The sequence below is a fragment of the Kitasatospora sp. NPDC053057 genome (assembly GCF_044546945.1).
GTDB lineage: Bacteria > Actinomycetota > Actinomycetes > Streptomycetales > Streptomycetaceae > Kitasatospora.
In genome coordinates this window covers 29,764-50,395 of the sequence record NZ_JBITZP010000014.1, presented here as the reverse complement: position 1 = coordinate 50,395, position 20,632 = coordinate 29,764, and the positions used below count along the sequence as shown (strand labels likewise).

Below are 20,632 nucleotides of genomic sequence, written 5' to 3'. Positions count from 1 at the left end.
ATGCAGCTCCTCACCCCCGGCGACCCCGGATACGACGCCGCCCGGCGGGTCCGCAACGCCCGCGTCGACCGCCGCCCCGCCGCGATCGCCCGCTGCACCGGCACCGAGGACGTGATCGCCGCCCTGGCCCACGCCCGCCGGCTCGGCCTGCCCGTCGCGGTGCGCGGCGGCGGCGCCAACGTCGCCGGCTGGGGCACCTGTGACGGCGGACTGCTGCTCGACCTCGGCGGCATGAAGCGGATCGACGTCGATCCGCACACCCGCACGGCGGTCGCCGAACCCGGGCTCACCTGGGGCGAGTTCGACGCCGCCACGCAGCGGCACGGCCTCGCGCTGCCCGGTGCCCGCAACACCGACGTCGGAATCGCCGGCCACACCCTGGGCGGCGGCGTCGGCGACCTCTCCCGCCAGCATGGCCTCACCAGCGACAACGCGCTCTTCTTCGACCTCGTCACGGCCGACGGCCGCCGGATCCGGGCCGACGCCGAGCACCACCCCGAACTGTTCTGGGGACTGCGCGGCGGCGGGGGGAACTTCGGCGTCGTCGTCCGGTTCGGCTTCCGGCTGCACCCGGTCACCCACGTCCTCGCCGGGCCGCTCGTCCACCCCGCCCCGCAGGTCGGCGCCGCCCTCCGTACAGCCCGCGACTGGCTGGCGACCGCACCAGACCAGGCCTCACTGATCGCCATCGTCTGGACCGCGCCGCCCCTGCCGTACATCCCGGAACACCTCCACTTCGAACGCGGCGCGATGCTCGTTCCCACCTGGTTCGGCGACCCCGACCAGGGTGAGGAGATCCTCGCACCGCTGCGCCACGGCAGTCCGCGGCCGGTCGCCGACGGGGTCGCTCCGATGCGCTACGCCGACTACCAGCGGCTGCTGCCCTCCCCGCCGAACCACCGCGAGCAGCACGTCTACAACCGGGGCGAACTGCTCACCGAGCTGTCCGACGACACCATCGACTCGCTGCTCGCCCAATGGGCAGCGGCCGGGCCGAACTTCTCGGTCGTCCTCGGCGCCCTCGGTGGCGCGATCAGCCGGGCCCCGGCCGGACCCACCGCCTTCACCCACCGCAAGGCCCGCTGGTTCGCCGAGATCTGCGCCCAGTGGTACGGCGCGGCGGACAACCCCGTCCACGTCCGGCCCGCCGTCCAGGCCTGGCGCTCGCTGCAGCCCGTGACCTGCGGCCCGTACCCGAACCTGCTGCCCGACCCCGAACCCGAGTGGGTGCACGCCGCTTACGGCCCCGAGACCCACCAGCGGCTGGCCCGGCTGAAGCGGACCTGGGACCCGGAGAACGTGTTCCGGTTCAACGCCAACATCCCGCCGCTCCCACCCCGACGTGACCGAGAAGAAGGCCGAGAAGCATGAGTGCCACCGAACTGATCGCCGAACTGCGCCGCGTCGGAGTGACCCTGTGGGAGGAAGGCGGCCAACTCCGTTACCGCGCGCCGAAGGGCGCCATCACCCCGCAGCAGCTGGAGGCGCTGAGGGCCGCCAAGTCGGCCGTCGTCGAGCACCTGCGGGCCGAGAGCGCACCGACCGCCCTCACCCCGGACCCGGCGACCGCGCACGAGCCGTTCCCGCTCACCGACGTCCAGGCCGCCTACCTGCTCGGCCGCAACGACGCCTTCGGCTACGGCGGGGTCGCCTGCCACGTCTACCTGGAGGTCAACTACCCCGACCTCGACCCGCAGCGCGCCGAGGCCGCCTGGAACCGGCTGGTCGAACGCCACGACATGCTCCGGGCCGTCGTCGAGGCCGACGGATACCAGCGGGTCCTGCCGACCGTGCCCCACCTTCCCGTGCCGACGACCGACTTGCGGGACGCTGATCCCGGGCGGATCGAGGCCGCGCTGGAGGCGGCGCGGGCCGACATGGGCCACCGCGTGTACGAGACCAGCCGGTGGCCGCTGTTCGACCTCCGGGTGAGCCGCTGTCCCGACCGGGCGGTGCTGCACCTGTCGATGGACTTCCTGATCGCGGACTGGGCCAGTATCTGGCTGCTGCTGGCCGAGTTCGACGCCCTGCACGCCGACCCGGCCTGCGAGCTGCCGCCGTTGGAGCTCCGCTTCCGCGACTACCTGCTCGCCGAACGGGAGTTGCGCGAGAGCCCCCGCTACCAGCGCGACCGGGACTACTGGTGGGCCCGGATCGACGACCTCCCCGCCGCACCGGAACTCCCGCTCGCCGAGCGTGAGACGGAGCCGCGCTTTTGCCGCCGGTTCCTGAAGCTGGACCGCCCGGCCTGGGAACGGCTCGTGCGGCGCGCCCAGCGGCGCGGGCTCACCCCGTCCTCCGCCGTGCTCGCCGCCTACGCCGCCGCGATGGAACGCTGGAGCCGCAGCCCGCGCTTCTCGCTCAACCTCACCGTCCTCAACCGGCTGCCCCTCCACCCCGAAGTTGACCGGATCGTCGGCGACTTCACGTCCGTCAACCCGCTCGCCGTCGACTGGAGCGCGAACCGCTCCTTCACCGATCAGGCGAAGGCCATCACGGACCGTCTCTTCGACGACCTCGACCACCGGCTCTGCTCCGGCGTCGAGGTGCTGCGCGAACTCGCCCGCCGGCGCGGACGCGAGGCCGCCCTGCTGCCGATCGTCTTCACCAGCGCCATCGGCCTCGGCGAGGACGCCGACGGCCGCCGCACCACCGGACGGCTCGACGGATTCGGCATCACCCAGACCCCGCAGGTGTTCATCGACTGCCAGGCGATGGACGACGCGGACGGCCTCCAGGTGAACTGGGATGTGCGCGAAGGCATCTTCCCCGACGGTCTGGTCGACGACATGTTCGCCGCCTTCGAGACCCTGCTGCGCGGCCTCGCCGACACCGACGAGCTCTGGGAAGCCGCGCACGCCGTCCCGCTGCCCGCCTGGCAGGCGGAGGAACGCCGCCGTGCCAACGACACCGCGACCACCCTGCCCGACACCCTGCTGCACGAGCCGGTGTTCGCCCAGGCAGCCCGGACACCCGAACGGCCCGCGCTGTACGGCCCGCACGGCGTGGTCGAGTACGGCGAACTCGCCCGCCGGGCCACCGCCGTCGCCGATGCCCTGCGTTCGGCGGGCTGCACGCCGGGGGAGCGGGTCGCGATCGTCATGGACAAGGGCGTCGAACAGGTCGCCGCCGTCCTCGGCACGCTGCTCGCCGGAGCCGTCTACCTGCCGGTGGACACCGTTCAGCCGCCGCTGCGACGGGCCGCGATCCTGGCGGACGCCGAGGTCCGCCACGTCCTCACCCAGTCCTGGGTGACGGCCGAGTGGCCGGAGGGTACCGCCGTCATCGCCGTGGACCAGCTGCCGCCCGCCACCGAAGCGGCCGATCCCGCGGCAGGGGACCCGGACGCCCCCGCGTACGTGATCTACACCTCCGGATCCACCGGCCGTCCGAAGGGTGTGGTGATCAGCCACCGGGCCGCCGGCAACACCGTCGCCGACATCAACCGCCGCTACGGCGTCACCGCCGAGGACCGCATCCTCGGCCTGGCCAACCTCGGCTTCGACCTCTCCGTCTACGACATCTTCGGCCCGCTCGCGGCCGGCGGCACGCTGGTCCTCCCCGACCCGGAGCGCCGTACCGACCCCTCGCACTGGGCGTCCCTGATCGCCGAGCACGGCGTGACGCTGTGGAACTCCGTGCCCGCGCTGATGCAGATGCTCGCCACCTACCTCGCCACCGAACCGGCGCTCGAACTCCCCTCGCTGCGACTGGCCCTGCTGTCCGGCGACTGGATCCCGCTCACCCTGCCGGACGAGATCACCGCCCGCGTCCCCGGCCTGAAGGTTGTCGGCCTCGGCGGCGCGACGGAGGCCGCGATCTGGTCGATCCACCACCCCTGCACCGGACTTGAGCCCGGCTGGCGGAGCATCCCGTACGGTCGGCCGCTGGCCAACCAGGGGTTCCGAGTGCTCGACGGCGCGCTGCGGGACCGCCCGGTCTGGGCCGTCGGCGAGCTCCACATCTCCGGTGCCGGCCTTGCCCAGGGCTACCTCGGCGACCCCGGGACGACCGCCCACCGCTTCATCACGCACCCCGACGGTGAACGGCTCTACCGCACCGGCGACTTCGGCCGCTATCTGCCCGGCGGGGAGATCGAGTTCCTCGGCCGCGAGGACACCCAGGTCAAGATCCGCGGTCACCGCATCGAGCTCGGCGAGGTCGAGGCGGCCCTGTTGGACCACCAGGCGGTCGCGGCCGCGGGCGCCGTCCTCGACGGCGCGGGCGCCCAGCGCGGGCTGCTCGCCGTGGTCGAGACCGCCCGGACGGCCCCGACCGGCGGTGAGCCGGTCATGCCCGTGGAACCCGCCGTCGAGGGCCTGACCCGCGCCCAGGTCGAGCGTTACGTGGAAAGCCTGGACGCGGCCCTGCTCTCCTCGATGGCCCTCGCCCTGGCGGAGCTGGACCGCACCGGCGCGTCCGTCGACCCGCGCCACGCGTGGCTGGTCGCCCGCTGGCGGGCGGTGCTCGCGCAGGCCGACCCCGGCCCCCTCGACGAGGCGGCGGTCGCGGACCGCTGGGAGCGGCTCGAAACCGCCTGGACCGGCGAGTTGGGCTCACGCGAGTTCCTCGCCTACCTGCGCCGCAACGCCGACCGCCTGCCCGCGCTGCTGACCGGCGACCAGGATCCTGTCCAACTGCTCTTCCCCGAGGGCAGGTTCGACACCGCCGACGCCCTCTACCGCGAGCACGGCATGGCGCGCTACCTCAACCAGGCCGTGGCCTCGCTGTTCCGGCAGATCGCGGCGCAGCACCCCGTGGGCCGCCCGCTGCGCGTCCTTGAGGTGGGCGCCGGCACCGGCGGCACCACCGAAGGCGTCCTCCAGGTGCTGGAAGGCTTCGAAGCCGACTACCTGTTCACCGACGTCTCGCCGTTCTTCCTGCCCGAGGCGCGGAACCGCTTCGGCGGGTATCCGTGGGTGCGCTTCGGGGTGTTCGACGTGGACGCCGACCACCGCGCCCAGGGGCTGGTGCCGAACTCCTTCGACGTGGTGCTGGCCGCCGGAGTGCTGGAGAACGCCCGTGACACCGAGGCCTCCCTCGCCCGGCTTGCCGAACTGACCGCCCCCGGTGGCTGGTTGGTCCTCACCGAGCCGACCCGGGAGCACCCGTGGATCCTGGCCTCGCAGGCGTTCATGATGACCGCCCCCGAGGACGCCCGCCGCACCGCCGGTGCCTCCTACCTCGACCGCGACCAGTGGCGGGAGCTGCTGGCGAAGACCGCCGGCGCCGGTCAGGTGCTCTGCCTGCCCGGCGACGAGCACATCCTCGCGCCGCAGGGCATCCACCTGTTCGCAGCCCGCCTGAAGACCGACCGGGCACAGATGAGCGAGGCGGAGCTGCTGCGGCACCTGCGGGACCGCCTGCCCGCGCACATGCTCCCCTCCCACGTCCAGATCGTCGACGCGCTACCGCTCACCGGCAACGGCAAGGTCGACCGGCGCACCCTCCAGGGCTGGCGCCCCGTCTCCACCGACGGCGTCCGGCCCAGCGGCGCCGACGAACCCGCCGACCCCTTCGAGGCCAGGCTGGCGGAGCTGTGGGCGGCCGCCCTCGCGATCGGCCGGGTCGGCCGCACCGAGCGCTTCTACGATCTCGGCGCCGACTCCCTGATCACGGCCCGGATGGCCGGACGGCTCCGCGAGGAGCTGCCCGAAGCAGCCGACGTGCCCTTCGACACCCTGCTGCGGCAGCTGCTCAACCACCCGACCGTCGCCGACCTGGCCCGCTTCCTGCGGGACCGCTCCACGACGGCCCCGGCCGAGGACCTGGCCGACCGGCGAGCCGAGAACAGCAACGCCGTCCTGGTGCCGTTCGGCACCGGCGGCGACGGACCGGTTCGGGTGCTGTTCCACGCGGGCCTCGGCACCATGGACTGCTTCCGGCCGCTGGCGAAGGAGCTGGTGGCCCAGGACCTCGGCCCGGTGCTCGGCATCGTCATCGCCGACACGGAGATCTACTGCTCGCTGGAGCCCGCCGAGGTCATCGAGCGGCTGGCCGACGACTACACGGACCGGCTGCTGGCCGAGGGCCACACCCGCTTCCAGCTCGTCGGCTACTGCCTCGGCGGCCTGTTCGCCACCGAGGTCGCCAGGCGCCTGGCGGAACGCGGCGTGCGGGTCGACGACCTGGTCCTGGTGAGCAGCCACCCCGTGGTCGTCGACGTCGAGGACGACCTGATGATCGAGATCCTGTTCATCCCCAACCTGCACATCACCCTCCAGCAGGCCGGCTTCGGCGAGATCGACTCCACCGCCGTGCTGCGCGCCTTCACCCGGGTGCTGGAGAGCAACGGCGGCCGGGTGCCGAAGGACGCGCTGGGCCAGGTCGGCGGTGACGACGAACTCGACCGCGCCGCCGCGTACTTCCGCCACCTCGCCGCCCACACCCGCGAGCAGCGCTTCGCCCGCTACGCGGCCGCCGTCTCCGAGCTGACCGGCCAGGAGATGCCCGCCGAGATGGTCGGCGCGATGTTCCGTGTCTTCCGGCAGAGCTTCCTGTCCGCACGCTTCACCCCGCCCCCGTACGCCGGGGACATCCGGTTCCTGCGCCCACGCGGCGAATCCGGCTTCGCCCCCGGCATGGACGACACGACCCTCGCCTTCTGGCGCGAGGTCTGCCTCGGCGACCTCCCGGTCACCGACATCGAGGGCAACCACTTCACCTGCATCGAGGAGCACAACGCCCGCCGCGTCGCCGAGCTCATCGCCGCCCCGATCATCCCCGCCCCGATCATCCCCGCAGAGAGGACCGCGCCGTGAGACAGCACTACCGGGAGGCCCTGGTCGAGGGCCGCTTCGACCCGCTCGCCGTCGTCACGCACCTGGTGCGCTCGGGCCTCCTCACCGACTACGTGGTCTACGAGCGCGGGCAGCGCTGGCACGTCGCGGGCAACCCGCTGGGCGAGATCCACGTCGCCGCGCACCAGGTCCACAGCACGTTCGGCACCACCGAGCCCTGGGCGACGACGCCCTGGCCCGCCCTCCGGGCGGCGCTCGAACAGGTGCCGGTGGCCGACTGGCACGCCTACGGCTGGGCCCGCTTCGAACTCGCCAGCCGCGACGGCAGGGCGGCCCACGACCGGCTGGCCCACCTGATGATCCCTCGGCTGGAGTTCCAGGTGACGGCTGACGGGGTCCGGATCCGTGCCCTGGACAGCGACACCCTCGACGCCGCGAGCAAGCTCCTGGGAGAGCCCGCCGAACCGCTGCACCCGGAGCCCGCACCGATCGATATCCGGGTGGACGGCCCCTCCTACGGCACCGGAGTCGCACACGCCGTCGCGGAGATCGGCCGCCACCGGCTGGAGAAGGTGATCCTGTCGCGCCCGGTGGCCATCCCGTTCACCGTCGACCTCTGCGCCACCTACGTCCTCGGCCGGCGCCACAACACCCCGGCCCGCTCCTTCCTGCTGGACCTCGGTGGCTGGCAGGCCGCCGGCTTCAGCCCGGAGACGGTGCTGGAGGTCGATGCCACCGGTGCCGCGTCCACCCAGCCGCTGGCCGGCACCCGCGCGCTCACCGGAGACCCGGACCGCGACGACGCCCTGCGGGCCGAACTGCTGACCGACCCCAAGGAGGTCTTCGAGCACGCGACTTCGGTCAGACTCGCCGTCGAGGAGATGACCTCGGTCGGCCGCCCGGAGACCACCCGTGTCAGTGAGTTCCTCACGGTCAAACCGCGCGGCAGTGTCCAGCACCTGGCCTCCCGCGTCGCCACCACCCTGGCGGAGGGCCGCACCGCCTGGGACGCCCTCGGCGCGGTGTTCCCGCCCGTGACCGCCTCGGGCATCCCCAAGCCCGCCGCCTACCGGCTGATCGAGGAGCTGGAGGACGAACCGCGCGGCCTCTACTCCGGCGCCGTCCTGATGGCCGGCAGCGACGGTTCGCTCGACGCGGCGCTGGTGCTCCGCGCGGTCTACCAGCGTGACGGGCGAGCCTGGCTGCGGGCCGGCGCCGGCGTGGTGGGCGTGTCCCGCCCGGAACGGGAGTACGAGGAGACCTGCGAGAAGCTCACCAGCGTCGCCCCCTACGTCGTTCCCGCCCAGAGCTGACCAGGCAACACCGGATCGATCGAGAAAGGCTGTCATGCTAGACGGATTCACCGGCTGGCCGGATGAGTTGGCGACCCGCTACCGCGAGCGCGGCTACTGGCGCGGTCGCACGCTGGGCTCCCTGCTGCGCGAGCGGGCGCGGACGCGGCCCGCGCACACCGCCGTCGTCGACGGCGACCGCCGCTGGAGCTACCGCGAACTCGACGAACGCGCCGACCGGCTGGCCGCCGGCCTGCACCGCCTCGGCATCGCCCCGCGGGACCGCGTGCTGGTCCACCTGCCGAACGCGGCAGAGTTCCTCTCCCTGTCCTTCGCGCTGTTCCGGCTCGGGGCGATCCCGGTCTACGCCCTTCCCGCCCACCGGGAGACGGAGATCGTCCATCTGGCCCGCCTCTCCGAGGCCGTCGCCTACGTGGCCCCCGACACCCACCTCGGCTTCGACCACCGCATCCTCGCCCGCGCCGCACGGGACCAGGTGCCGACCCTGCGCCACGTCCTGATAGCCGGGGACCCCGCCGAGTTCACCGCGCTCGCGGACGTCGACGCCGCGCCGCGACCACTGCCGGCGCCCGAGCCCGCCGACGTCGCCCTGCTGCTGCTCTCGGGCGGCACGACCGGTGTCCCCAAGCTCATCCCGCGGACCCACGACGACTACCTCTACAACCTCACCGCCAGCGCCGAGGTCACCGGCCTCGACGCCGACACCCGCTACCTCGCCGCCCTGCCGGTCGCCCACAACTTCCCGCTGGCCTGCCCTGGCGTCCTCGGCACGCTGCACGCCGGCGGGACGGTCGTGCTCAGCCCCACCCCCAGTCCCGACGACACCCTGCGCCTCATCGAGCGCGAGCGCGTCACCCACACCGCCCTCGTTCCACCGCTGGTCCTGCTCTGGCTGGAGGCCGCCGACTGGACCGGGGCAGACCTCAGCAGCCTGCGCCTGCTCCAGGTCGGCGGCGCACGGCTCAAGCCGGACACCGCCGCCCGGGTCACCCCCACCCTGGGCTGCCGCCTCCAGCAGGTCTTCGGCATGGCCGAGGGACTGCTCAACTTCACCCGCCACGACGACCCCGACCACCTGGTCCTGCACACCCAGGGCCGCCCGCTCGCCGCCGACGACGAACTGCGGATCGTCGACGCCGACGATCACGAGGTGGCACCCGGCGAGATCGGCGAACTGCACGTCCGCGGCCCGTACACCCTGCGCGGCTACTACCGCGCCGAGGACCACAACCGCGCCGCCTTCACCCCCGACGGCTACTACCGCACCGGCGACCTGGTGCGCCAACTGCCCAGCGGACACCTGGTGGTGGAAGGCCGGATCAAGGACGTCATCAACCGCGGCGGCGACAAGATCCCGGTCGAGGAGGTCGAGAACCACCTGCTCGGCCACCCGGCCGTGCACGACGTCGCCGTCGTCGGCATCCCCGACGAGACCCTGGGCGAACGCAGCTGCGCCTGCGTCATCCCCCGCGGCACCCCGCCCACCCGCGCCGACCTCAACGCCCACCTCACCGGCCTCGGCCTCGCCGCCTTCAAACTCCCCGACCGGATCGAGGTGTTGGAGGCGTTCCCACGCACCGCACTCGGCAAGGTGAACAAGCGGGCGCTGGCCGAACTGGTTGTCGGGAGGACGCGATGAACAAGAACGGCGTGCGTACCATCCTCGAACTCGTCGCCCTCGCCCCAGCCGTCCGCGCCCGGCTCGGACGGGCGGCTGTGCTCGGCGTGTTCGGCGGCCTCGCGGCCGTCGCCGGCCACCTCTGCGTGGCTCTCGCCGTCGGCGCGTTGCTGGGCGGCCACCGCTCGGCCGTCGTCGGCTGGACCGTCGCCGCCCTGGTGGCGCTGGTGCTGGCTTTCGGAGCCCGATGGCTGGCCGAGAACACCGCCCACGAGGCGAGCTACGAACTCGAAGTGGTGCTGCGCGGCAGGCTCGCCGACGCCCTCGCCCGTATGCCGCTCGGCGAGGTGCAGAAACTCGGCTCCGGCCCGATCAAGAAGATCGTGCAGGACGACGTGAAGTCCCTGCACAACGTGGTCGCCGACGCCCTGCCGTTCATCGGCTCGGGCGTCGCCCAACCGCTGGCCGCCCTGCTCGCCCTCGGCGTCGTGCAGTGGCGCCTGCTGCTCGCCGTCCTGCTCATCCTCCCGATCGCGATGGTCTGCCTCTCCCTGCTCTCCCGTGACTACACCCGGCAGCGCGAGCGATACAACCGGGCGAACGAGAGCGTCAACGCCGCCGTCGTCGAGTTCGTCCAGGGCATGCCGGTGGTACGGACCTTCGACGACGGCCAGGTCTCCTTCCGCCGGTTCTCCACCGCGGTGGGGGAATTCACCGAGGCCGTGGCCGGCTGGCTGGCCACCTCCCGCGCCTCCGGGCTGCTGACGAAGCTGTTCATCGTGCCGCTGCCGACGCTCCTGCTGGTGGCGGCCGCCGCCGTCCCGATGCACGCGCTCGGCTGGATCTCGGACACCGATCTGCTGGTCGGACTGCTGATCGGCGCGATGCCGATCGAGGCCGCCGCACCGCTGATGAACCTGACCAACTACATCAACGACTCCAAGGCCGGCGCCGTCCGGATCGCCGAACTGCTCGCCGCCCCCGCCCTGCCCGAACCCGAACACCCCCGCGAGCCCACCGGTTCGGCCATCACCCTCGACCACGTCCGCTTCAGCTACGGGCCCGACCGTACGGCGCTGGACGGCATCGACCTCGACATCCCCGCCGGCACGGTCTGCGCACTCGTCGGCCCGTCCGGCTCCGGCAAGTCCACCATCGCCCGGCTCATCCCGCGCTTCCACGACGTGGACGCGGGCTCCGTCCGCGTCGGCGGCGTCGACGTACGGGAAATCCGCAGCGAAGTCCTGCTCCGGCACGTGGCGTTGGTGTTCCAGGAACCCTTCCTGGTCACCGGCACCGTCGCCGAGAACATCCGCCTCGCCCGTCCGGAGGCGACCGACGACGAGGTCCACGCCGCCGCCGAAGCCGCCGCGGCACACGAGTTCATCACCACCGAACTGCCGGACGGCTACGAGACCCAGGTCGGCGAACGCGGCGCACGCCTCTCCGGCGGCCAGCGCCAGCGCATCACCATCGCCCGCGCCATCCTCTCCGAGGCACCGATCGTGATCCTCGACGAGGCCACGGCCTTCGCCGACCCCGAGAGCGAAGCCGCCATCCAGCAGGCCGTCGCCCGCCTCACGGCCGGCCGGACCGTCCTGATCATCGCCCACCGCCTCAACACCATCACCGACGTCGACCAGATCGCCGTCCTCGACGGCGGCCGGATCGTCGAACGCGGCCGGCACCCCGAACTGGTCGCCGCCCAGGGCCGCTACGCCGCGCTCTGGGCCCGCCACGAGGAAGCCACCCGCTGGGGCCTCAACGCCGTCACCGCCACCTCTGACCTGGAGAACGCACGATGAGGCGGATCCTTCGCCTGATGCTCACCGCCGCGGGCCCGTACGCACCGCAGTTCCGTCGCACCCTGCGGATCTCACTGGCGGCCTCGCTCGTCCAGGCAGCCGCCTACGCGACCTTCGTCCCGCTGCTCGCCGAACTGACCGGCGACCCGGTCCGCACCGGCCAGGCCTGGCTGTGGGTCGGCCTGCTCGCCGTCCTGGTCGTCGTCGAAGCGATCCTGCGGGCACGCGAGACGGCCTTCACCTACGACTACTGGCACCTCGTCACCCAGGCCACCCGCCTTCGTCTCGGCGCCAAGCTGCGCGCCATGCCACAGCAGGAACTCGCCCGCCGGGCGGCCGGCGACCTCACCTCGGTCGTCGGCTCCAACGCCACCGCCGCCGCGGGCGCGATCTCCTCGCTCTCCACGCTCTTCATCCAACTCGTCGCCGTCCCCGCGGTACTGGGCGTGGTCGTCCTGGCCCTCGACTGGCGGCTCGGCCTGGTCCTCGTCGCCGCCACCCTTGCCGCCCTCCCGCTCGTCCGCCAGGTACAACGCCGAGCCAACTCCGGCTTCCACCAGGTGGACAGGGCCGACGCCGACCTCGCCGCCCGCATCGTCGAGTACGTCCAGGGACTGCCCGTCCTCAAGGCCACCGGACAGGCCGGATCCCACTCCCCGCGCCTGCGAACCGTGCTCGGCCACCAGCACCACGCCCAGCTGGCGGCCAACCGTTCGGCCGCCCTCCCGGTGGCGGGCGCCCAACTGATCGTCCAACTCGCCCTCGTGGCCCTGGTCGCGCTCGGCTCCGCGCTCGCCCTCGGACTGCGGCTCTCCCCGGCCACCGTGGTCGCCGTCGTCGTCACCGCCGCCCGGTTCGCCGAACCGCTCGGCCTGGCCGCCGTCATGACCAAGCTCTTCGAACAGTCCGAAGCGGCCCTGCACCGGATCGACGACCTCCTCGCCACCGAGCCCCTGCCGGTCGCCCCCGGCGGACAGCGGCCCACCGCCCACGACATCGCGTTCGACGACGTCACCTTCGCCTACGACGGCCAGGACGAACCGACCCTGGACCACGTCTCGTTCACCGTCCCCGAGCGCAGCCTCACCGCCCTCGTCGGCCCGTCCGGCTCCGGCAAGACCACCATCACCAAACTGATCAGCCGCTACGCCGACCCGCAGCACGGCACGGTCCGCCTCGGCGGAACCGACCTGCGCACCCTCGAACCCGACGACCTGCTGCGCCACATCGCCGTGGTCTTCCAGGACGTCTACCTCTTCGACGACACCATCCGCGCCAACCTCGCCCTCGCCCGCCCGGACGCCACCGACGCCGAGATCGAGACCGCCGCCCGCGCCGCCAACGCGCACGGCTTCATCTCCCGCCTCCCGGACGGTTACGACACCCGGGTCGGCGAGATCGGCTCCGCCCTCTCCGGCGGCGAACGCCAGCGCATCTCCATCGCCCGGGCCATCCTCAAGGACGCACCGGTCGTCCTGCTGGACGAACCGACCGCCGCGCTGGACACCGAATCAGAGGTCGTGGTCCAGCAGGCCATCGACCGCCTGGTGACCGGCAAGACCGTCGTCGTCATCGCCCACCGTCTCTCCACCGTCGTCGGCGCCGACCAGATCCTCGTCCTCGACGCCGGCCGCATCACCCAGCACGGAACCCACACCGAACTCCTCGCCGACCGCGACGGCCGCTACGCACGCATGTGGCGGGCGCAGTTGGCAGCGCGGGTGTGGCATCTTGGCGGGTCGGGGCTGGAGAGCGCTGGGCGTCCCTGAAGAAACACAGCGCGGCGGCCACTCGGCCCGACCCGGCGATCCTTCGCTGCGGGGCGGGGAGCACTGCGAGATCGACTGGCCGGTCCCGGCGCGCAGGGCGCTACTCTCTGTATGCGCTCGGTATCAAACGGAAGTCGTCTCCGCGGCGCCTTGCGCATAGTTGGCGTGTTCTGATCACACGTCAGGTGGGCGGTCTGGCGCGGTGCGGGCCGCGGTGGTGGTATCGCACGTCGTATCGGGAGCCGTGCCGGCGCGCCCTTGCGGGCTCGCTGGTGCGGTTTCTCGTGCAGGACCTCCCGCAGCCCAGCACGAGAGGATCTCCGTCCCCATGGCCCTGTCTGTCGCCGATCTGCTCGAAGCCTTCCCCGCTGTGGGCGAGGACTTCGTCCTCCCCCTGGATGCGATCGAACTGCCCGAGCTGTACCAGCTGTTCGCCGCCGGCAAGGAGCTCGTGCTGCGGGTGACGGAAGTCGCCGAAGATCAGCTGAAGGTGATCGGCGAGGCCGCGTTGGACGGCCACCCGGTGGCCCTGCAGCTCGTGTTCCTCGCCGACGCGGCGAATGACCTCGTCACCGGACTGCGGGCCGAGTTCGATGCGGCGATGGGTCTGGTCGACCTCGCCGCGGCCTGGGGGCTGGAGCTGGCGCAGGCGCCGCTGGCGTTCCTGACCGAGGTGGCGGCGTTGACGGCGCGCTACGACCTCACGGTCGGCCGGGTGGTGATCACGGCGCAGACCGAGCGGCTGCGGCTGGTGTTCGCCAGGCCGGCGCAGGACGCGGGCCTGGTGGGCCTGGTCGGTGTCAGGGACAGTCAGGCGCTGTTGTCCGAGCTGCCGTACGTCGGCCCGGAGATCCCTGGCGGTGAGCGGATCGGGGTGCTCGGGGTCGAGCTGATCGTGGTGGGTCCCGGCGGCCTCACCGCCGCGCAGGGTGCGCTGGTGAACGCGGCGGTGGCCGAGGCGGTCGGCGGCGAGTCGTGGTGGCCGCTGCTGCCGGAGCGGGGCCTGGAGGCGGGGCTCTGGGTGGGCGCCTGCTACCAGCTGCCCGCGGTTGATCCGCAGGTGTGGGTGGTGCGGCTGGGGCAAGGCATCGGGCGGGTTCCGGACTTTCCGACCGTCCCGCTGGGCCGCTTCACCCTCTCCGGCTTCGGGCTGTGCTGGCCGCTGGTGGGCGACGGCGGCGGCCTGGGAGTGTACCTCGACCTGTCGGTCCAACTGGGCTGGCTGTCCCTGTCGCTGCCCGACGTCGGCTTCGACTTGTCACTCCCGGACACGGGGGCGTTCTCGGTCGATCCGCGGCTTCCGAGCCTCTCCCTGCGACTGGGGGACGCGGAGTTGACCTTTACGGTGCCCAAGACGGACCTACCCGGGGTTCCTGGCTTCCCAGGGCTGCCGAAGGCCCGGCTGCTGACCGGCTGGTGGGACAGCGGCGACGGAATGCGGCTGTTGGACCTGCTCCGGCCGTTCGGCATCGAGCCGCCGTCGCTGCCCGACCTGTTCAATCCGCCACTGCCCTCTCTGGGATTGAGGTTCGACCTGAGCGAGGGAGACTTTGAGCTGACCGGCAGCCTGAAGCTGGTCGGCGAGTCGATCTCACTGCGCTTCGTGCTGGCCGGCCTGCCCTCCGGCCCGGACTGGGGCAAGGTCGCACTGCTCGGCGTCACGGGGTTCGAGAGGTGGCTCGAGGATCTGCCGTTCATCGGAGGGCTGCTGGGAGGGCTGTCCGACTTCGCCCCGAACGGGATCAGCCTGGCCGGGCTCGGCACCACCCTGACCGAACTGCAACTGGAGCTGCTGAACGGGCGGATCGGCTCGTTCCCGGGCGGAGTGGACGCCTGGTGGCCCACCCTGAGCTGGGACTTCTCCGGGGGTGCTCTGGGACGGCCGGGCTGGTCACTGGACATGGACTGGAAGCTGCCAGGTGGTTCCGGCGTGGCCTGGGGGATCCCCTGGCCACCGTCCGCGCCGCCGCCTCTGGAGCCGTTCTGGCTGGACCTGCCCGACCTGAGCCTGGGGCCGATCGAGGTGTCGCGGATCGGCCTGTCCTGGCCGGGCCCGGACGAGATCGACTGGACGGTCGGCTCGGACTGGGTCCTGCGCCTGGTCCTGGACGCCAAGATCACGTTCGGCGGCGGGATCACCCTGGGCCTGCCCGGGCTCGGGTTCGACATCGACCTGAAGAACCTGAGTGTGCACCCCCGGTTCCCGAGCCTGTCGCTGTCGCTGCCCGGCAACGTCGAGTTGACCTTCGCCGTCCCCATGCCCACGTCGTCCGAGCCGATCGAGCTGGTCGCCCGCTGGCAGGCGGGGGAGGAAGAGGAGGGGATCCCGGCCACGGACCTCATGCTCGGCCTGGGCGCCGAGCTCGCCGGCGCGGTGATCCCCGAGCAGCTGATGCCGCGCCTGCAATCAGCGGGCCTGTACTTCAACTTCCAGACCTACCTCCTGGTCCTCACCAGCACCACCGACTACTTCGGCTGGATGCTGGCCACCCGGCCGGTCAACGAGACCAAGCGTCGCTTCATGCTGGCGGTGCGCGGCACCGTGCGGGCGAAGGCCTCGGATCTGCCGGTGATCTCCGCGCCGACCTCCCCGGACCATGACCTCACCGTCGCGGACATCCACTTCGCCTGGGCCGGCGACACCGGCACGCAGGTCAAGGTGTGGTCGCTCCTCGAGATCCAACAGCTGAACGAGATCCTGGCCGAGCTCGACATCGACCCGGTGATCGGGAACCGCGGGGTGCTGCCGGTCCTGCCGACAGCCCTGCCGAACCACGAATTCGCGCCCGGCACGATGATCTGGGCCACCCTCAACCTGGGCGAGAACTACCGAGTGGATCTGGTGTGGCCGGCGGACCGGGAGCTGCCCCCGCTCCGCCAGGGCGTGGTGCTGGGCCGTGAGCGAGCCGCTGGCGCATCCGAGCCGGGCACGGAGAAGAGCCTGGAGGGGTTCGCGATCGGCCCGGTGCGGTTCCGTCACGCAGGACTGGGCTACGCGCACGGCCTGCTGTTCGTCGCCCTGGACGCCACGCTGGCGGTCGGCCCGCTGACCCTGGATCTGCTGGGCCTTGGCCTGGGCGTCGACAAGGACTGGAAGGTCCTGCCGGTGCTGCGCGGCGCCAGTGTGGCCCTGGAGCTGCCCGGTCCGCCTCGGGTGGAGATGGCCGCGGCGTTCACCCGGCTGGATCTGGCCGACTTCGACCTGGCGTTCGCCGCCCTGGGCCGGATCGAGATCCAGGGCCTCGTCACCCTGCAGCTGGCCGGCAGCTGGGCGCGCAATAACGCGGGCTGGGATTCCCTCTTCGGCTACGCCGAACTCGTGGGCCAGCGCAAGAAGATCAACGGCCTGTTCCCGCTCGGCCCGGTCACGGTCGTCGGCATCGTTCTCGGCGTTGGTATCAACAGCACCGTCCGCATCCCCACCACCACCGAGCTCCAGACCTTCCCGCTGACCAGGCGACTGGGGGACAATCCCCCCGCGCAGGGCGGCGAGGTGGAGAAGAAGTCGCCGGTGGAGGCGCTGAACGAACTCGTGGTCGCCCCGGGCTGGGTGACGCCGGCCCAGGGCCAGTACTGGGTGGCCGGCGGCATCGAGTTCACCGTCTACAAGTTCATCCACGCCCGGGCCCTGGCCCTGGTGGAGTTCGGCCAAGCCGGCTGGAAGGCCATGCTCGCCGGCAGCACCACCCTCTCCCTGCCGCCCACCATGCCGAACGAGAGCGACGCGCGGGCCGGATCACCGTACGGCTCGAACTCCCTGATGCGCCCGATCGGACAGGTGATCGTCGACTTCGTCTTCGCGTTCGACTCCGCGCTGAGCCGTCTCTCGATGGACACCGTCATCGCCAAGGGCTCGTACCTGCTGGACCCGGCCGCGGAACTCACCGGCGGCATCTCCCTGTACGTGTGGGGTAAGGACCTGCCCGAGCTGGGTGTCAAGAAGGGCTTCGTGCTCTCCGCCGGCGGCTACCACCCCCAGTTTCAGGCCCCCGACTACTACCCCAAGCCGCCGCGGATCGGCTGGCTGTGGGAGCGGGGCCCGATCACCATCAAGGGACAGGCGTACGCGGCGCTGAGCGACGGCGCGTTCATGATCGGCGGTTCGCTGGCCGCCGTCTACGACAACGGTCACGGCATCAACCTGCGAGCCTGGTTCACCGTCCACGTCGACGCGCTGGTGCAGTGGAAGCCGTTCTACGCCGACATCGCCTACGGACTCAGCATCGGCGTGTCGGCCTCCGTCAAGGTGCTCTTCGTGCGGGTCCGGGTCTCCGTGGAGGTCGGGGTCAGCATGCAGATGTGGCTGCCGCCGGTCGGCGGGCGGGCGAAGGTCAAGATCTGGTTCATCTCCTTCACCATCGGTTTCGGCGCGGACCGCAAGGGTGCGCCCCCAGTGCCCTGGGAGGACTTCCACGTCCAGCTGCCCGCGGCCTCGCGCTCCGCGGTGAAGCGGGGCATCGAGCTGCCGGACGCGACCCAGGACGAGTCCGAGGCGCGAGCCGAGGCGCCCGCGCCCCTGCAGGTGCGGATGGACGGCTTCACCGTGGCCGTCGAGTCGGCGGTGCCCGCCTCGAAGATCACCCTCAACGGCGATCTGTTCGACGGCAGCGACAAAGCGCGAATCGACATCCGCCCGATGCGGCTGACCGGCGTGATCAGCGAGCAGGTCATCGAGATCCGCAAGCAGGACGCCAGGTACGACTGGAAGCAGGCCGGCTGGAAGGTGGAGCCCACCACCGAAGGGGTGCCGCGGGCCCTGTGGGGCAGGCCGCTGGCCAACCCCCAACAGGCCCTGGGAGAGGAGGGACTCGTCCCGGGCTGCCTGACCGGCGTGACCATCGAGGTGCCCGGGCCGCAGCGGTCGGAGAAGTTCGTCGGCCCGGTGCCGGCCGACGCGCTGGAGGTGGAGGCCGTGCTGCCGGACGGCAACATGCCGCTGCACGACACCACGGAGGCGGGCACCTCCCCTGTCATCGACGACGGCAGCGTCGGGGTGATCACCAGCACCCTGACCGCGACCGCGGATACCCGCACCAAGGTGCACCAGGCGCTGGCCGCGCTCGGCGCGGCGCCGGGCAGCGACGGCCCGCTGACCCGCTACGCCGACCTGGCCGGCAACACGCTGACCGACCCCCCGCTGCTCACTGCCCCCGGCACGAGGTGACCCGTCATGACCACCGCTCCTGACCTGAACGTCACGTTCTACGACCACCTGCAGCCCAAGGCCACGGCCGGCGTCTACACCGTCTCGATGAAGCACCGCCTCACCGTGAACGGCGACCCGGTCGAGACCGACGGTGCCCGGCTGCCGGAGGTCGCGGACCGGTACGAGATCCGCGCGGCCCAGTTCGTCCTGGACCCCGCCTGGGTGCACGCCAGCTACCCGCCCGCCGACGCGGCCGGCCTGTACACCCACGTGCTTCCGCACATCACCCTGAACCGGGCGATCCTGCCCTGGGAACGCGAACTCCAGGGCCGAGGCGTGGTGGCGCGCGCCGCCTGGCTGGCACTGCTGGTCTTCGCCGAGGGCGAGGTCCTCGACGACCCCGACGCCGAGGGCGCGTTCAGCCAGCGCACGGTGCGCGAACTGCTTCAGCCGGGGCCGGGACTGCTCGGCCCCCGGCTCAGCGGTGAACTCGACGAGAGCGTCGAGTGCCGCACCATCGACGTGCCCGCCGCCGTGTTCACCGCCGTCGTGCCGCGCGAGGACGAACTGCTGCAGCTGGCCCACGTGCGCGACGTGCGGACCGCCCCGCAACGTCGGGACAACGGCGAGATCCTCACCGAAGGCGACTACGCGGTGCTCGCCGCCAACCGCTTCCCCCGGGCCGAGGGCCGCTACGCCGTCCACCTGGTCTCCCTGGAGGGCTGGATCGGCCGCCTGGAAAGCCTTCCCGGTGGTACCCAGCACGTGCGGCTGTGCACCCTGTGGTCCTGGTCCTTCACCAACGACCCCGACGGCAGCCTGAATCCGGCCAAGCTGCTGGCCAACCTGGTCGAGCCCGCCGCCGAGGACCGGGAGGAGCTGGCGCTGCGCCTGCGCCCCGCCGCCACCGGCCAGGCCGCCTCACCGGAGGAGGAGTACGCCCGCGAGCGGCTGCACCACGGCTACACCGCCGTGCCCTATCGCACCCTGTCCGGGGAGCACACCTACGCCTGGTACCGCGGCCCGCTCACCCCACTCACCGCCCCCACAGTGCCCTGGACCGACGACGAGGCCGAAGCCGACTCCGCGGGGCCGTACACCACCGCCGACCACGCCCTGATCTACGACCGGGAGCACGGCCTGTTCGACGTCAGCTACGCCGCCGCCTGGACGCTGGGCCGCACCATCGCGCTGGCCGACCCCGACTACAGTGCCGAAGTCATCGAAGCCCGACGGGAGATGGCCAACCGCGCGGCCACCCTGAGCGCGCTGAGCGCCGATCGCCGCCGCGCCCTGCACGACCCCGACGCGCTGCCCGCGAGCACCGCGCTGCGCGAGTTGGCCGACGCCGGATTCGGCCGCGGCCTGGTCCGGGCCCTGAAAGCCCCCCTGGCCCCCGAGCCACGCCGGTCCCGTGCCGCCCGCCCCACCCGCCGCGAGGCGCCCGCGCTGCTCGCCGACGCACGCACCCGCCAGTCGCTCAGCTCCGTGGCCGCCGCCCGCACCCCCACCGCCGCCGCGTGGCTGGAGCGTCTGGGCCTGCTGCGCGGGGTGCCCTTCAACCACCTCGTCCCGGACCCGCGGATGCTGCCCCCGGAGAGCCTGCGCCTGTTCCGCGTCGACCCCGGGTGGATCAAGGCGCTGGTCGCCGGCGCGAGCGACGTCGGCGCGCACACCTCCATCGACCGCGACCTGGACGAGGTGCTGCGCGCCCGCCTCACCCGTACGCTCGGCACCGGCGAGCCGGTCGCCGGCCTGCTGATGAACTCCGAACTCGTGCGCGCCTGGCCCGTCTTCGACATCCTCGCGACCACCGGCACCGACCAGACCCCGGTCAACGAGCTGCGCCGCGACCACCTGGCCCCCGACGTGCTGCTCGTGCTGTGGGACGAGGTCCCCGACCGGATCGCCATCCGTGAACCCGGTCAGGGCATTCACTTCGGCATCAACGACCAGCACCGCATCAACCTGCGCCACCTCGACGGCGACACCATCGGCGAGCGCACCGGGGACCAGTTCCCCGCCACCGGCGCGCCCGACATCTTCGCCGCCCATCTGCGCGACCCGCTCGTCCCGGGCCGCGCCGAGGCGGACGTGCTGGACCTGCGCAGCCTGCTGCCCGCGCTCAAGTCGGCCCTGGCTCTGGCCGCGGATCCCACCCCCGCCCAGTTCGCCCTGGAACTGGTCAACGCACCCCTGGAGCAACTCCTGCTCCCCGCGAACAACGCCTAGGAGCCGGAC

At 72.3% G+C, this 20,632-nt stretch carries 8 protein-coding genes; all 8 read left to right on the top strand.

The features are described 5' to 3' along the window. The 8 genes from ACIG5E_RS16935 (at position 1) to ACIG5E_RS16900 (ending at position 20,623) form a co-directional block, all read left to right on the top strand. Positions 1-1,371 (top strand): FAD-binding oxidoreductase, encoded by a 1,371-nt coding sequence (locus tag ACIG5E_RS16935; protein WP_396534194.1) that lies wholly within the window; start codon positions 1-3, stop codon positions 1,369-1,371. Then, positions 1,368-6,761: an amino acid adenylation domain-containing protein gene (locus ACIG5E_RS16930; protein WP_396534193.1), complete on the top strand. Its 5,394-nt coding sequence runs from the start codon at positions 1,368-1,370 to the stop codon at positions 6,759-6,761. Before ACIG5E_RS16935 ends, ACIG5E_RS16930 begins: the two co-directional genes overlap by 4 nt. After that, on the top strand, positions 6,758-8,053 hold the full coding sequence (locus ACIG5E_RS16925) for a salicylate synthase (protein WP_396534192.1): 1,296 nt from the start codon (positions 6,758-6,760) through the stop codon (positions 8,051-8,053). The genes ACIG5E_RS16930 and ACIG5E_RS16925 overlap by 4 nt, the downstream gene beginning before the upstream one ends. A gap of 34 nt (positions 8,054-8,087) precedes the next feature. Then, entirely contained in the window at positions 8,088-9,692 is a 1,605-nt protein-coding gene (locus ACIG5E_RS16920) for a (2,3-dihydroxybenzoyl)adenylate synthase (protein WP_396534191.1), read from the top strand. After that, positions 9,689-11,476 (top strand): ABC transporter ATP-binding protein, encoded by a 1,788-nt coding sequence (locus ACIG5E_RS16915; RefSeq protein ID WP_396534190.1) that lies wholly within the window; start codon positions 9,689-9,691, stop codon positions 11,474-11,476. Before ACIG5E_RS16920 ends, ACIG5E_RS16915 begins: the two co-directional genes overlap by 4 nt. A gap of 17 nt (positions 11,477-11,493) precedes the next feature. Further along, positions 11,494-13,245 carry an ABC transporter ATP-binding protein gene (locus ACIG5E_RS16910; RefSeq protein ID WP_396534189.1) on the top strand — a complete coding sequence of 584 codons (1,752 nt, stop codon included), beginning with the start codon at positions 11,494-11,496 and terminating at the stop codon, positions 13,243-13,245. A 328-nt stretch (positions 13,246-13,573) separates the two neighbouring features. Beyond that, entirely contained in the window at positions 13,574-18,409 is a 4,836-nt protein-coding gene (locus ACIG5E_RS16905; protein ID WP_396534188.1) for a DUF6603 domain-containing protein, read from the top strand. A gap of 6 nt (positions 18,410-18,415) precedes the next feature. Continuing rightward, entirely contained in the window at positions 18,416-20,623 is a 2,208-nt protein-coding gene (locus tag ACIG5E_RS16900; protein ID WP_396534187.1) for a hypothetical protein, read from the top strand. Positions 20,624-20,632 lie beyond the last annotated feature (9 nt).

What these genes read in the sequence shown, in the direction of transcription:
- ACIG5E_RS16935 (WP_396534194.1), top strand. Translation starts at nt 1, where the DNA reads ATGCAGCTCCTCACCCCCGGCGACCCCGGATACGACGCCGCCCGGCGG.
- ACIG5E_RS16930 (WP_396534193.1), top strand. Translation starts at nt 1,368, where the DNA reads ATGAGTGCCACCGAACTGATCGCCGAACTGCGCCGCGTCGGAGTGACC.
- ACIG5E_RS16920 (WP_396534191.1), top strand. Translation starts at nt 8,088, where the DNA reads ATGCTAGACGGATTCACCGGCTGGCCGGATGAGTTGGCGACCCGCTAC.
- ACIG5E_RS16915 (WP_396534190.1), top strand. Translation starts at nt 9,689, where the DNA reads ATGAACAAGAACGGCGTGCGTACCATCCTCGAACTCGTCGCCCTCGCC.
- ACIG5E_RS16910 (WP_396534189.1), top strand. Translation starts at nt 11,494, where the DNA reads ATGCTCACCGCCGCGGGCCCGTACGCACCGCAGTTCCGTCGCACCCTG.
- ACIG5E_RS16905 (WP_396534188.1), top strand. Translation starts at nt 13,574, where the DNA reads ATGGCCCTGTCTGTCGCCGATCTGCTCGAAGCCTTCCCCGCTGTGGGC.
- ACIG5E_RS16900 (WP_396534187.1), top strand. Translation starts at nt 18,416, where the DNA reads ATGACCACCGCTCCTGACCTGAACGTCACGTTCTACGACCACCTGCAG.